Source organism: Kitasatospora sp. Ki12, from assembly GCF_054601375.1.
In genome coordinates this window covers 3,172,254-3,184,999 of record NZ_BAAIHT010000001.1, presented here as the reverse complement: position 1 = coordinate 3,184,999, position 12,746 = coordinate 3,172,254, and the positions used below count along the sequence as shown (strand labels likewise).

The 12,746-nt window shown below is 69.8% G+C and carries 12 protein-coding genes, 1 tRNA gene and 1 pseudogene; 9 read left to right on the top strand and 5 right to left on the bottom strand.

What is annotated here, in order from left to right:
- Window positions 1–15 precede the first annotated feature (15 nt).
- Both ACYP53_RS14100 and ACYP53_RS14095 read left to right on the top strand, forming a co-directional pair.
- Complete coding sequence (locus tag ACYP53_RS14100; RefSeq protein WP_459647575.1) at window positions 16–1,641, top strand: hypothetical protein; 1,626 nt, start codon at window positions 16–18, stop codon at window positions 1,639–1,641.
- Entirely contained in the window at window positions 1,641–3,074 is a 1,434-nt protein-coding gene (locus tag ACYP53_RS14095) for an AAA family ATPase (RefSeq protein WP_459647574.1), read from the top strand. The genes ACYP53_RS14100 and ACYP53_RS14095 overlap by 1 nt, the downstream gene beginning before the upstream one ends.
- A gap of 13 nt (window positions 3,075–3,087) precedes the next feature.
- Here the strand turns inward: ACYP53_RS14095 and ACYP53_RS14090 are convergent, their stop codons facing one another.
- The gene (locus ACYP53_RS14090) at window positions 3,088–3,396 is read right to left on the bottom strand and encodes a hypothetical protein (RefSeq protein WP_189919403.1); all 309 of its coding nucleotides are present in this window, start codon (window positions 3,394–3,396) and stop codon (window positions 3,088–3,090) included.
- Between the two features lie 258 nt (window positions 3,397–3,654).
- Here ACYP53_RS14090 and ACYP53_RS14085 point away from each other — a divergent pair, with 258 nt between their 5' ends.
- The 3 genes from ACYP53_RS14085 to ACYP53_RS14075 all read left to right on the top strand — a co-directional run bounded on the left by ACYP53_RS14085 (window position 3,655) and on the right by ACYP53_RS14075 (window position 4,825).
- A complete protein-coding gene (locus tag ACYP53_RS14085) occupies window positions 3,655–4,011 on the top strand; it encodes a hypothetical protein (RefSeq protein ID WP_189919401.1) in 357 nt (118 codons plus the stop codon).
- A gap of 114 nt (window positions 4,012–4,125) precedes the next feature.
- Entirely contained in the window at window positions 4,126–4,683 is a 558-nt protein-coding gene (locus ACYP53_RS14080; protein WP_373313795.1) for a bifunctional DNA primase/polymerase, read from the top strand.
- A 68-nt stretch (window positions 4,684–4,751) separates the two neighbouring features.
- Window positions 4,752–4,825 (top strand) — tRNA-Lys (locus tag ACYP53_RS14075).
- A 413-nt stretch (window positions 4,826–5,238) separates the two neighbouring features.
- On the opposite strand, the pseudogene ACYP53_RS14070 reads toward ACYP53_RS14075, so the two are convergent.
- Window positions 5,239–6,519: pseudogene (locus ACYP53_RS14070) on the bottom strand (tyrosine-type recombinase/integrase); the annotation flags it as partial.
- Window positions 6,500–7,228, bottom strand: coding sequence for a hypothetical protein (locus ACYP53_RS14065; RefSeq protein WP_459647573.1), 729 nt, complete (start codon window positions 7,226–7,228; stop codon window positions 6,500–6,502). The gene ACYP53_RS14065 and the pseudogene ACYP53_RS14070, both read right to left, overlap by 20 nt.
- A 143-nt stretch (window positions 7,229–7,371) precedes the next feature.
- On the opposite strand from ACYP53_RS14065, the gene ACYP53_RS14060 reads away from it, so the two are divergent.
- From ACYP53_RS14060 to ACYP53_RS14050, 3 genes are all read left to right on the top strand, one after another.
- Complete coding sequence (locus tag ACYP53_RS14060) at window positions 7,372–7,560, top strand: hypothetical protein (protein ID WP_459647980.1); 189 nt, start codon at window positions 7,372–7,374, stop codon at window positions 7,558–7,560.
- A 120-nt stretch (window positions 7,561–7,680) separates the two neighbouring features.
- Complete coding sequence (locus ACYP53_RS14055; protein ID WP_459647572.1) at window positions 7,681–8,298, top strand: hypothetical protein; 618 nt, start codon at window positions 7,681–7,683, stop codon at window positions 8,296–8,298.
- Complete coding sequence (locus ACYP53_RS14050; protein WP_459647571.1) at window positions 8,295–8,948, top strand: hypothetical protein; 654 nt, start codon at window positions 8,295–8,297, stop codon at window positions 8,946–8,948. The genes ACYP53_RS14055 and ACYP53_RS14050 overlap by 4 nt, the downstream gene beginning before the upstream one ends.
- 781 nt (window positions 8,949–9,729) lie before the next feature.
- Here ACYP53_RS14050 and ACYP53_RS14045 read toward each other — a convergent pair.
- Both ACYP53_RS14045 and ACYP53_RS14040 read right to left on the bottom strand, forming a co-directional pair.
- A complete protein-coding gene (locus ACYP53_RS14045) occupies window positions 9,730–10,470 on the bottom strand; it encodes a RibD family protein (protein ID WP_459647570.1) in 741 nt (246 codons plus the stop codon).
- A complete protein-coding gene (locus tag ACYP53_RS14040; RefSeq protein ID WP_459647569.1) occupies window positions 10,460–11,872 on the bottom strand; it encodes a helix-turn-helix transcriptional regulator in 1,413 nt (470 codons plus the stop codon). The genes ACYP53_RS14045 and ACYP53_RS14040 overlap by 11 nt, the downstream gene beginning before the upstream one ends.
- Window positions 11,873–12,120: 248 nt before the next feature.
- On the opposite strand from ACYP53_RS14040, the gene ACYP53_RS14035 reads away from it, so the two are divergent.
- Window positions 12,121–12,681 carry an ATP-binding protein gene (locus ACYP53_RS14035; protein WP_459647568.1) on the top strand — a complete coding sequence of 187 codons (561 nt, stop codon included), beginning with the start codon at window positions 12,121–12,123 and terminating at the stop codon, window positions 12,679–12,681.
- Window positions 12,682–12,746 lie beyond the last annotated feature (65 nt).

Here is a 12,746-nt window from a genome sequence, read left to right as displayed (position 1 = left end):
CCGGGGGGCGGGCGCATGAGCCTCCTGACCACCCTGGCCCGGCTGGAGGCCGTCCGCAGCGGCCGGGCCGAGCCGCTGGCCACCGTCCGGCACCGGCACCTGTCCGACCGCCCGATGGTGCTGGTCCCGCTGACCGCGGCCGGCGAGTCCGGCGCGCCGCTGGCGGTGCTGCTGGGCACCGACCGGGAGGCGCCCCGGCTGCACCTGGTGCCGCAGCCGCTCAACCGCACCCTGCGGTCCGACTTCCTGGCCGGGCTGGCCGCCGACCTGCTGCCCTACCTGGAGTCCTTCGCCGAGGACGTGGAGCAGATCGAGGGCTCCGAGAAGGACCCGGAGACCGGCGAGAAGACCCAGGTGTTCCGCGAGCTGTGCGCGGACGCCCCGCAGCTGATCGTGCCGAACGGCGCCGGTGTGCGGCACCTCGCCCTGATCGGCCGCTCGACCCGTTTCCGCCGCACCGCCGAGGACGCGGACCCGGGCCCCTACCCGGCGCCGGTCCGGGTGCCGCTGCTCGGCCGCTGGCTGACGCACTTCACCGACCGCGCCCAGGTGCCCGGCTCCAGCCTGCTGCTGCCGATGACCAGCCTGCTGGCCCGGCACTGGGCCACCGGTCAGAGCCACCTGGAGGACCAGCACCTGGCGGCCCGGCTGGCCTGGCACCGCCCGCCGCCCGGCCTGACCGGTGCCGAGGCGGCCGAGCTGGCCGAGTCCGCCCGGGACGACGCCGGACAGCTGCTGCACCCGCCGGCCGGCCCGGCCACCGACCCCCGCTTCGACGAGGCGGTGCTCGCCCCGGCGATCACCCGCTACGACTCCGCCGCGGGCGCCCTGCGGCACGCCGCCGAGCAGGGCGACGAGGCCGCCGCCGAGCGCGCCCGGGCGGCCGTGCGGGCCGCGGTCGGGCAGCTGGAGGAAGCGCTGACGGCCGTCCTGCTGCCGACCTGGCGGGACGTCTGGTACGGCCTGGACCTGCTGCGCGCCCTGCCGCCGGCCGGGCACCTGGCGGAGCGCTGGACCGGCGACCGCTGGTCCTTCACCGGCCACCGGGACCGCCTGGCGGCCGGTGAGCCCCCGCAGCCCCGGCAGGACGACGCCGTCACCGCCGCCCGCAAGCTCGCCCAGCGCGAGCGCGAGCAGGCCCGGCTGGACGTCCAGGAGGCGCTGGACGACCCGCTGGCGATGGCCGAGCACCGGCTGGCCGGCGAGGCGTTCAGCGGGGTGGTGACCGAGGTGGTGCCGGACTGGGACACCACCGGCCGCTCCCCCAAGCCCCGCCCGCTGGTCACCCTGCGCACCACCGACCGTCCGCACGCGGACCTCGGCCGGGAGGCGCACCGGGTCTGGGGGTCTCCGCGGCCGGAGGGCGGCGCCGGCCCGTCGGCGCAGAAGGCCGAGATCGTCGCGGTCGACCCGGCCGGGGGCACCGTCACGCTGCGGGTGCTGTCCGGCATGGGCCGCCGGAAGGAGCCGGAGCCGGGCAGCCTGCCCGAGCCCGGCGAGGCGGTCACCTTCACCCTGTTCGAGTTGACGGTCCGCCAGTCCGCGCCGCTGCCCGAGCCGGACGACACCCCGTGGACGCACGGCGGCCCGCCCGGCGCCGCGCCCGTACCTGCCCCGTCCACCTCCGAGGAGTGGGAGTGATGGCCACCCCGCCCCCTGTGCCGACCCCTGCGCAGTCCCCCGAGCGGTCGCCCGCGCCGACCCCTGCGCCGACCCCCGAGCCGGCCGCCCGGCAGGCCCCGGGCGCGGCCGCCGACGCCGCCGTGGCCGGGATCCTGGCGGCGACGGTCCGCCCGCCGGCCGGCGCCCCGCGCGGCGTGGTGGTGGACTCCCCGCCCGGCGCCGGGAAGTCGACGCTGGTGGTCCGGGCCGCCCGCGAGCTGGTCGAGGCCGGCGAGCGGCTGATGATCGTCGCCCAGACCAACGGCCAGGTGGACGACCTGGTCGGCCGACTGGCCGAGAAGGCGCCGGGCCTGACGATCGGCCGGCTGCACGCCGCCGACTCCAGGCCGGGCCCGGAGGTGCTGAAGCACGCCAATGTGACGCCCTCCGACAAGGTCGGCGAGCTGGCCGGACACGACGTGGTGATCTCCACCGCGGCCAAGTGGCAGTGGGTGCGGGCCGAGGCGCCGTGGCGGCACGCGATCGTCGACGAGGCGTACCAGATGCGCTCGGACGCCCTGCTCGCGGTGGCCCGGCTGTTCGAGCGGGCGCTGTTCGTCGGCGACCCGGGCCAGCTGGACCCGTTCACCGTGGTCGGCACCGAGCAGTGGGCCGGGCTGTCGTACGACCCGTCCGGCAGCGCCGTGGTCACCATGCTGGCGCACAACCCGCAGATCGAGCCGCACCGGCTGCCGGTCTCCTGGCGGCTGCCCGCCAGCGCGGCGCCACTGATCTCCCGGGCGTTCTACCCGTACACGCCGTTCCGCTCCGGCACCGGTCCGGACGACCGTCTCCTGACCGCCGCCGTCCGCCCCGACGGCTCGGCGCTGGACGCGGCGATCGACCGGGCCGCCGAGCACGGCTGGGCCCTGCTGGAGCTGCCCGCCCGGCACACCGTGCGGACCGACCCGCAGGCGGTGGCTGCGGTCGCGGCCACCGTGCGCCGGCTGCTGGACCGCGGGCTCACGGCGCACTCCGAGCAGGGCCGGACGCCGCTCACCGCGGACCGGGTCGCCGTCGGCACCGCCCACCGCGACCAGGCGGCGGCGGTGCGCGCGGCCCTGCTGAAGCTGGGCGTCCCGGTGGACGGCGCGGCCGGGCCGGCCGTCACGGTGGACACCGCCAACCGGCTGCAGGGCCGCGAGTACGACGTCACCGTGGTGCTGCACCCGCTCTCCGGCCGCCCGGACGCGACCGCCTTCCACCTGGAGACCGGCCGGCTCTGTGTGCTCGCCTCCCGTCACCGGCACGCCTGCATCGTGGTGGCCCGGGCCGGGATCGCCGGGCTGCTGGACGAGCACCCGGCCACCGAGCCGGTGCAGTTGGGGGTCCCGGTGGCCTTTCCGGACGGCTGGGAGGCCAACCATCAGGTGCTGGACCACCTGAGCGGCCACCGGGTCCGCCTGCGGTAGGGACCGGTAGGCGTCAGTCCTCGGTCTCGCAGACCGCGAAGGCCTTGACGGCCGTGTGGTCGGCCCGCGCGTACCAGCTCTTCGCGTCGACGGACGGGCCGTTGTAGGTGACGGTGTCGTGCGCCCCGGGCGGCAGCTGGTACCCGCCGCCGGTCAGGTGGGTGCCGCTCGGGCAGGTCGCCTGCGACAGGCCGCCGGGCGGGCTCGGCTCGCCCTGCACCACCAGCGCCGTCTCGGCGGCGAAGGCCGGAGTCGCCGTGGCCGGTCCGAGGGCCGGGGTGATCAGCAGGAGGCCGGCCGCGAGGCCCTTCCGTACGCGCATGGGGTTCTCCGTGGGGTTGTGGGCGACCGGAACGCCCGGACGGCTGGACGCCGGGAACACCCGGACAACCGATTCGCATGCGATCAGGTCACCCCGCGCCCGTTGCGCGCCCCGGGGCGCACGCCGGGGAATAGCGCCCGCACGCGCACCGTTCCGTTACCGGCCTTCGCCGCGAGACAATGGACGACGGCCACAACCCGGGCGGCGCAGCCCGGTGCAGCTCTGCCCGCCCCATCGAGACCCCGGAGGTGTCCGTCCATGCCCGACTCCCCTGCTGAGTCGACCGAGCCGACCAGGCGCAGGCGTCCGGTGCAGCTGCTGTTCGAGCCGCAGTCCGCCGAACCGGAGCCGGAACGATTCTTCGACCTGGAGTCGATCGCGGACCCGGCGGAGCTGCTGCGCCGCTCCACCGAGCTGGCCCTGGCCTTCCGGGCGGCGGCCGAGCGGGCCACCGACTTCCAGGCCGTCGCCGCCGCCCAGCTCGCCGACCCGCGCCGGTTCGACGCGCTCTCGGACGCCGACATCGCCGTACGGGCGGACTGGACCCCGGACTACGCCGCCAAGATGATCGAGTACGGCCGCACCCTGCTCGAACCGCGCCGCCACGAGGACTGACCGCCGGCCCGTTGGCATATGCCAGTGGCGGAGGGTACGCGATGCCCCGCCGCCCTGTCCGGCGAACACCGCTTTCCACCGTTCCCGGGGCGCGCACGGCGCACGCTGCTGTGCGTGGACATCTGGACCTATCAGTCGGTGGAGTACGTCAGCGCGGCCGGGGAGGCCTGGCTCGCCTCCGCCAGCGAGTACCCGCGCAGCATGCGCGCCCTCTGGGAGACCCGCCCGTGGGCGCCCTCGGTGCTGCCCTGCGGGCGCGCCTTCGACGTGATCAGCATGCCGGCGCTGTTCGGCCGCCGGGTGCTGGACGAACTGTGGGCCTCCGGGCCCGGCTGCGGGCCGGTGGCGAGCCACCGGGGCCGGACCCTGCTGTTCGTCCAGCCGGGCGCGGCGCCCCGGCTGCGCCGGCTGCTGGCCTGGGAGGAGTGGGCCCGGGACGTGCCGCCGCTGCTGTGCCACGGCAAGGGCGACGCGGTGACCGTGCCGCCGCTGCAGCGGATGCTGAACAGCCCGGACTCCCCAGGCCGGGGCGCCGGGCGGTGGATCGTCGCCCCGGACGAGCGGGAGCCCTGGCTGCCCGGCGCCTCGGTGCTGCTGTGGGCCTGCGTCCGGGCGGCGCGCGAGCCGGGCGCGCCGGTGCCCGCCGGGGCGGCCGTCGTGTCCGGCGGGTGAACGCGGGACGGCCGGTATTCGATTTTGGCCCGGACGCACGGCGCTGCTAGAGTCTTCTCTGTCAGCAGGCGCCGCTAGCTCAGTTGGTTAGAGCAGCTGACTCTTAATCAGCGGGTCCGGGGTTCGAGTCCCTGGCGGCGCACAGCGAGGCAATCGCCTGACCTGGGCGTCCTTCCTTCGGGAAGGACGCCCATTGGCGTTTCTGGGCCTGGGTGCTAGCGAACGGCTAACCACGCCGTCGTCCGGCCGCGCGGGCTTCGGTTGGGGTACCAGCTGCGCAGCCGCCTCGGCGTTCTGCTGGGCAACTTCCGGCAACACCGACGTGTAGGTGTCGGCCGTGATCTGGATGGTCGAGTGCCGCAGCATCGCCGAGATGACCTTCATGTCTCCTCCAGCGGCCAGCGCCAGCGTGGCCGCGCTGTGCCGCAGGTCGTGCAGCCGGATGGGCGGCAAGTAGCCCGGGTGCGGGTACGGCCGCAGCGGCTCGTCCGGCGTCAGCAAGTACCAGGTGTGCGGGTCGACGATGCCGTTGGCCACCAGCCCGCGCTCGCGCTGGAAGTCGCGCACTGCCCGGCGCAGCTCGTCACCAAAGCGGCCGGATTCAGTGAAGCCAAGCGCCCGCTGCACGTCGGCCACGGCCGGGCCTTGGTCGCCGACGCGCAGGGTGTTGGCCCGCTTGACCATCCGGATGAAGTGCCGGCTGACATAGTCCGGGTGCAGCGGCTTGCCGTCTTCGGTGGTGAAGACGTGGACCGTGTCGCTCCAGGCCGGCCCCAGCGCCAGCCGTTCAGCCGCCTGCCGAGCCCGGTGCGCCCGGAGGACCTCGACCGTCACCGAGTCGAGCGCCACCACGCCGCCACTGTCATCCTTGGGCCGGGTGACGGCCGTGGCCCAGCCAACCTGAATGATCTGCCACTCCACGGCCAGGGCTCCGGCGTCCAGGTCCACATCAGCCCACGGCAGGCCGATGCCCTCACCCCGGCGCAGGCCGCGGAAGACGAGCAGGTGGTAGTAGGCATAGAGCCGGTCGGTGGCGACCAGGACGAGAAACGCCCCGATCTGCTCCGGCCGCCAGACCGCCACCCGGGGCCGGCGACCGGTGGCCATCCACGCGATAACGCGGTGCTCGGTCCACAGCACGGGCTTCGGCCGCGGCGCGGTTTCGATCTCCACGAATAGGGCCGGGTTGTCCACGATGCGGAGTTGACGCTTGGCGTCGTTCAGCGCCGCCCGGAGCGTGGCGTGGATGCGGGCCAGGGTGGCCGGACCAACCGGCCGAGCGGTGCCCGCCGTGGTCGCCAGGATGGCGTCGTAGGCGGTGCGGATATGACCGGGGCGAAGCTTCTCCAGATCGAGGTCGCCCAGGTACGGCTTGAGCCGACGCTCGATGTGGCCCTCGTAGCTGCGCCGGGTATTGGCGGCCAGCTTGCGCTTAGCGCTCAGCCACTCGTCCAGCCATTCGCCGACGGTCTGCCGCAGCGACAGCGACAGCCCTGCGCCGAACCGGCGCTTCGTCTCGGCGTAGTCCGGCAGCTGCTGAAACTGGCGGTAGTGCGCTCGGACGGCGGTCAGGATGTCGAGTCGACCGGCATCGTCGCCGAGCTCCGGGATGGCCAGCAGCCGAATGGCCTGGTGGAGTTCATCGGTGGCCTCGCGCTGGGTGGCGAAGCCGCCCCGGGTCAGCTGCTGGCGACCGTGCTCCTTCCGGCCGACGTCCGTCAGCGGGATATCGACCACGTAGGACCAGGTGCCGTGCTTCTTGCTGCACGCCAGCCGCTTGCCCGCCTCGTTGTAGCGCGGTGGGCACTTGCAGCGCTTATACGTCGTGCCTTTCATGCCTTGCCTTGCTTTCGGGCTCCGCTGAGCCCTGGCTCGCCCCCGCCTTGAGATCGTCTTCCAGTTCGGTCAACAGCTCCCGGGTGATGTGCCCCCTGAGTGCCTGGAGTTGACGCGGCGTGGCCTCGCCCACCCGGCCAGCCAGCCGCCGGTCGCGCTCTTCCGACCAGGTCCGCTCCCAGCGCGCCAGCGCCACCAGGTTGACCCACTCCGGTGATGTGCCGACCTTACGGGCCACGTGCCGCTCCGCATCGCTGACGGCCGCGATAGCCCGCTCGACCAGGGCTGGGTCAGCCGGCCCCGACCGCCGGGCTTCCTTCAGCAGCTCGGCAGAGCTCACCATGACAGTCGGCTTGTCCACAGGCTGTGGAGTCAGTCTGCGCGCGGCCTGCTGGTCGCCCGACAGCAGCGCCCGCAGGGCGGCAGCCGCCAGGTGGGCACCCGGAGCCAGCTCGATGAGCTGGTCGTCCGGTCCAGTGATGAAGTCGGCCGGGGCGGCGTCCAGGGCCAAAGCGAGCAGCAACAGTTCCTCGACGGAAAATCGCCGCGCCCCGACTTCGGCCTGAGCCACGGTGCCCCGAATCCACGAGGTGAGGCCCTGCTGCCGGATTCGAGCAGCCACTTCCTCCTGGCGCAGACCACGAGCCTGCCGGAGGGCCTTCAGGCCGGCCGCCAGCACCTCACGCAGGGGCACCGCCGTGGACTCCATGGACCACCTCTCTCGACCGCACTGGAGCCATCTACGGTACGCCTTCATCCGCTCGCATGACAGAGCGTTTCATTTGTTACAAGTTGGGGCATCATGCGCTCGCAAACCAGAGCACACCACGACGAGGTGAAGCCATGGGCGGCATGACCCGAGAAGAGCTGCTGCGACTGCCGGTCATCACGGACCTGGTCACGGCCGGCCGAGCGCTGGGCATCGGGCGGACGAGGGCATTCGAGCTGGCGAGGCGCGGCGAGTTCCCGGTACCGGTGCTGCGGGTGGGGGTGACCTGGCGGGTGCCGACTGCGCCACTGCTGCAGCTACTCGGCCTCTAGCGTCGTTCCCGATCAGGCTGGAAGAGCTGCCAATTCGACACTCAGACAGCGCTCCCGAGATGCGCACCTGCGCGAGCGCGAGCAGCGTGGGATCAACTGCACCGAGCGCAAAGGCCGACGATGAACATCCTGGGAAAACACAACTTTCAAGACCCCAATGATGTTGTGCACGTCATTGGAGGAAAGCGCTCTATGACCCTGTCTGACTTGATGGGCCTCCTCGACTGTCAATTGGAATCCAACCTTGATAAGAGTGAACCAGACAATGGGTTCCTGCCAGGCGAGGAGAGCGACCTATCGCGCGCCAGGCTCTCTACATTTGCAAGTGAATCTTTCTACGAGGTCACACCGGAAGACACCCCTGACGACTTCTCCCCGGACTGGTGGCTTGAAGCAAGGTATATCGATTCCGAGAAAAAAGAGCTTGTAGCCTACCCAAACGACAAGAGTGACACCCCGCGCCTCATGGCGTATGCCGTCACCACCGAAGCAGATGGCACAGAAACACTTGAGATCGTCATCCTTGAACTTCGCCCGGCATCCGGCCTCGAAAGAGTCAAATGGGTAGTACATCGCATTTTGCGTCGTCGAGAGCGATGCAGGTCAAAGGACGGCACGAATGCTTGCTTGGGGAAATGTCCGCCCGGTAAACTCTGCCGCACAATCCGCCTTCGCGGAAGCGTAATGGGTGACGATATGACCTGCCGCTGCAAGGTGCCGAAGCCTCTGACGCCATGACGATCCTTCAGCCCACCACCCCAATCCCAAGTCCACCATATCCGGTCAAGGTCTTGGATACCCCTTCAGAGGCACTCTCTGTATGGACAGATGTGGCTCTGATCATTGGAGCCTTTGGCGGCTTGGCGGCAGCAGCAATCGCCATCTTCATCTACTACGCATCCGGGCCGAAGGTCAAAATGCGAGCAGACTACGATGGGCAGACAATTCGAGTAATTGTTGCCAACAGGGGGAGAACTCCAGAAAAGATTAGCAAGGTTAGGCTGGGGACTGTAGAGAACAAGCTCAAATGGCGACACCTTTTCTCCAGGCGGCTGAGGCCGTTCTACCTAGATCCGCCAATTGAGGCAATAGACCTCCCCCCATTCACTCTGCAGCCCGGGGAATACCGGACTGTACGCATGCAGTGGCCGCCACCCGACGAGCCCGTCACCGCCTACAAGGAACACTTTTGGGGGAATGGAGAAAAGGAGTACACGCTAAAAAATGGTTTGAAGTCATGGCGACTTCGAGCAGTAGCAACTCACTATAACGGCTACATCTCGACTCGACTAAGCGACTCAAGCGAGCGGGGCGGAGTCTTCTTTGCCGAGGAAGACGCGGAGCCTTCTGCCCCTGAACTTCCAACTCTCGGGTCGACAGATACCTAAAAACCCGAGCTTCCACAACAAATGACGTTGCAAATGAAACTCGGGGCAAAGGTCCCTATAGGCAAGTCTTACGCCACCGGCTGGCACCTGCTACCCATAGGGGCTATGGTTTTCTGCTGCCTTGAACAACGAGCGCAGCGGCGAAACCATCTATATAGTGGTCGACGGACTCCAAGGAGGCCATATCCAGTAACATCCTGGTACGTGGCAATATCTCCTGACTCCCATATTGTCCACGCGTGACGCCATAGACACTTTGAGATCCTCACAGGCAAACCCCTTGCGCTACATTTTGCCAAGTGAGGACGGCTTCGATAAGGCGCGACCCCAAAATGGCTCGAATAACATCTCACCATTCAAGTAGGCGGTCAACCCCTTTCCTTGTCCTTAATGGAAATCCTGACCAATCCATAGGCATCGGCAGATCACTCGGACAACTAAGGCTCGAGGATCACTAGATTCATGTACCGCTGCGCCGGCTTATCCAGCCCAGCCCGTACTGCACGCATGTTGAAATATCCGGTGGCTGCGCCCACTGCCACCTCGCAGATGAAGCCGACCGTCCTAGGGTGATGTGCATGGCCACAATGTGGGCTTCCTGGGTCACATCGCCGATTCATCATGAACCACCCAGCAAGGTGACGATATCCGCCCAAAGTGCCGACCTGGCCCACCTTTGGGCGTAGGACCGTGGTCCGAACCCAGTCCTGTCATCCACTGCCAGGGTCGTAACCGGCCTGAACGATGACGGCTTCCGTCACGGCGGCTTGGTCGCTACTGCTCAGGCCGAGACCGCCTTCGGCGCATAGCGCAGCAGCACCACGTCGCCCACCGTCTCGGCCCCCAGCAGCTTCATCCGGTGGGTGCTGCCGCCGGGGAACTCGGCCGGGTAGACGAATCGCGGTGCGCCGGCCTCACCGACCAGCAGCGGGGCCACGGCCAAGTGGATCTCATCGGCCAGGCCGAGGCTGAGGAACTGGGTATGGATCTGGCCGCCGCCCTCGACCATCAGGCGGTTCACGCCGCGGGTCGCCAGGTCTCCGAGCATGGCACCAAAGTCCACCGTGTCGCCGGTTGCGACCACGTCGGCCAGGCCATCCAGAGTGTCGCGCAGCTTCAGCGCGCCGGCGTCGGTCGTGTAGACGACCTTCTTGTCCCCGAAGTGCCAGAACTTGAGGTCCCGGTCGAGGTCGCCGCTGGCCGTAATCGTGACCTTCAGCGGGTACTCGGGCTTGCCGGCCGCGACCCGAGCGGCCCGGCGCTCGTCGCTGTTGACCAGCAGGCGCGGGTTGTCGCTTCGCAGGGTGTTGCCGCCGATGAGGATGGCGTCCGACTCGGCCCGCACCTGGTCCACCCGGTCGAAGTCGTCGGCGTTCGACAACAGCAGTCGCTGCGGCGAGGTGTCGTCGATGTACCCGTCGATCGAGGTGGCAACGCTCAGCAGGACGAAGGGGCGCTCAGCCATCATGGCTCCGTTCTTCGCGGGTGTGGTGTCAAAAGTCTTGGGGAGATCACACTTCATGGAGCATGACGCTGTCGAGAGCCTGGCGGAACTGCATCACCTCGGCCACGTTTGCCCAGCGCTGCAACTGGCGGTCGAGTGAAGCCAGTTCACCGAAGATCCGACCGGAACCGGTGGCCACGGCCACTGACAGGGCTTCAGCACCAGTCAAGGCGGCCTGCTCGGGACCAACGGCGCGCAGCTGGGCTCCCGCCGACCGGGCCAGGTAGACGCCACGGTCCCGGCGGAACGAAGCCGGCAGTGCTCGGATGGCCTGGTCGAACCCACTGGCCGCCGCCTGGTAGTGGCCAAGGACGGCCAGGGAACGCGCCCGCTGGGCTTCGACGTAGGCGGCGTCCAACCAGCGGCCCCGACTCACTGGCGTTTCGTTCGGGCTCGACACGATCTTCAGGGCCTCGTCGTACGCCCGTTGGCAGGCCAGCTCGTCGCCCGCCAGCGCGTGGCCGTGTGCGGCATAGACCCGCGCCATGGCGACCAGCCGACTGCCCGGTGGGGCAATCCGCTGGGCCGACTCCGCCAGGTCGATGGCGTCGAGCGACTCCTTCATGTCGCCGGCCAGCTGGGCCTTGCGGGCCGTGATGTAGACGGCCAAGTCGTGGTCGCCGGCCGAGTTGGACCAGTCGAGCGCCCGATCCGCCCAGTACTGCGCCGCCCGGTGATCACCACTGTCCTGGAGCAGCCAGCTGCAAAATTCGGCGTACTCGGCCTGGACCTGCATCAGGCCCTGGCGGTCACGGCCGGCGGCATCACGCCGCAGCTGCTGGATCAGGCGCAGATGGTCCTGGACGCTGGCGATGACGTCGCGTGGCCCCAGCACGTTGTCGCACTCGACCAGCGACTTACGCAGCTGGCGCAGGTTCTCGACCGGGTGCACGTCGGGCGACAGCAGCGGCTGGGCCGTGGGGCCGGCGAAGGCGGACACCATCGCTGTGCCGGCGGCGGCCGTGGCGGTGCGCAGTAAGGCGCGGCGCGGCATGGTCACGAAGATGATCCTTCCGTCCGAGGTGCGGCAGCCGACTCTGACCTCATCGCCCATCAGGGTCATGGAGGAGCCGACCGCACCAGCCCCCGGCGGCGCAGCGCCTGAGCCCAGCTGATCGGTTCCAGCGTCCCCGAGGCCGAGCGGCTCCGTCAGGGCAGGTGGATCTTCGGCTCGTGGTCGCGGCACTGGCCGGGTGGCAACTGCCGGCTGATCCGGCGTGGAGAACAGCGCCCTCAGCTCGGCGGTGCTGATCTTCAGCAGCCGGGCCAGCTTGACCCACATCCACGGTTGCGGCTCGCCCTGGCCGCGCTCCCACCGCACCACCGTCGAACGGTGGACTCCCAACGCGTCGGCCAGCGTCTCCTGGGTGTGGCCAGCATCCTTGCGCCGCTCGGCGAGCCGTGCCCGCTTGACCGCCATCGGCTCCTGCCCTCTGCTTCGCCAAATCGTCTGTCCTGACAACGCGCCAGGTCACGCCCAGGTATGCGTCTTGGATGCGACATCAATGCGCCAATTCTGCTCTGGTTCCCGCTGGTTGGAGGCGGTTTGGTTGAGACCTGCCGGACGAAGTTGGCCCGGCAGCGACTCTGACCGCAGTTGGGTTCGGTTGGCCACTCCCCTCGTGCGGGCGTAGTCACTGAGACACGCCTGGTGAAAGGTCTGCATCCATGTCCGCGATCAACCACCCCGAGCCCGCGAGCGGGGACTGCCTGCCCGTCGCCTCTGGCGACGACGGTGTGGTGCTCCCGGCCCCGGACCGGTTCCACGTCGTGGCCGGCGAGCTGGCCGTGTATGCCGCCCGGGAGCGGATCGTGGCGGTTGCCACCAGGTGGGGCGTGCCGCTGAGCCGGGCTGCCCTGGGGGACGTGAAGCTCTGCGCCTCCGAGATCATCACCAACGCCCTGACCCACGCGGGCGGAGAATGCTGGGTCACGACCGCGTGGACGGGCCGGCACCTGCGGGTTGAAGTGGCTGACCGCTCGCTGCGGCTGCCGGTGACGGGCGCAGCTGGCCTGGGCGACCAGAGCGGTCGTGGACTGGCCCTGGTGGGCGCCTTCGCCTACTCCTGGGGCTGGGAGCCGAAGCAGCTCGGCAAGGTCGTCCACTTCCTGGTGGCCGCTGACACCATCCTGACCGGCGACCAGCGGCTAGCCGTCCTGGTTCGGACCGCCCACGGTCGCGCGCAGCCCGACGAGTCGCCGACTGCCTTGGTCGGAGCCACGCCGTAATCACGCCGAAGCGGCCAGCCGCTGCCCAAGACGGGCCAACCGGCTACTGATCGTCCACCCCCGCA

What these genes read in the sequence shown, in the direction of transcription:
- ACYP53_RS14060 (WP_459647980.1), top strand. Translation starts at nt 7,372, where the DNA reads ATGACCCGAGAAGAGCTGCTGCGACTGCCGGTCATCACGGACCTGGTC.
- ACYP53_RS14045 (WP_459647570.1), bottom strand. Translation starts at nt 10,470, where the DNA reads ATGAAGTGTGATCTCCCCAAGACTTTTGACACCACACCCGCGAAGAAC.
- ACYP53_RS14100 (WP_459647575.1), top strand. Translation starts at nt 16, where the DNA reads ATGAGCCTCCTGACCACCCTGGCCCGGCTGGAGGCCGTCCGCAGCGGC.
- ACYP53_RS14090 (WP_189919403.1), bottom strand. Translation starts at nt 3,396, where the DNA reads ATGCGCGTACGGAAGGGCCTCGCGGCCGGCCTCCTGCTGATCACCCCG.
- ACYP53_RS14065 (WP_459647573.1), bottom strand. Translation starts at nt 7,228, where the DNA reads ATGGAGTCCACGGCGGTGCCCCTGCGTGAGGTGCTGGCGGCCGGCCTG.
- ACYP53_RS14040 (WP_459647569.1), bottom strand. Translation starts at nt 11,872, where the DNA reads ATGGCGGTCAAGCGGGCACGGCTCGCCGAGCGGCGCAAGGATGCTGGC.
- ACYP53_RS14055 (WP_459647572.1), top strand. Translation starts at nt 7,681, where the DNA reads ATGAACATCCTGGGAAAACACAACTTTCAAGACCCCAATGATGTTGTG.
- ACYP53_RS14050 (WP_459647571.1), top strand. Translation starts at nt 8,295, where the DNA reads ATGACGATCCTTCAGCCCACCACCCCAATCCCAAGTCCACCATATCCG.
- ACYP53_RS14085 (WP_189919401.1), top strand. Translation starts at nt 3,655, where the DNA reads ATGCCCGACTCCCCTGCTGAGTCGACCGAGCCGACCAGGCGCAGGCGT.
- ACYP53_RS14095 (WP_459647574.1), top strand. Translation starts at nt 1,641, where the DNA reads ATGGCCACCCCGCCCCCTGTGCCGACCCCTGCGCAGTCCCCCGAGCGG.
- ACYP53_RS14035 (WP_459647568.1), top strand. Translation starts at nt 12,121, where the DNA reads ATGTCCGCGATCAACCACCCCGAGCCCGCGAGCGGGGACTGCCTGCCC.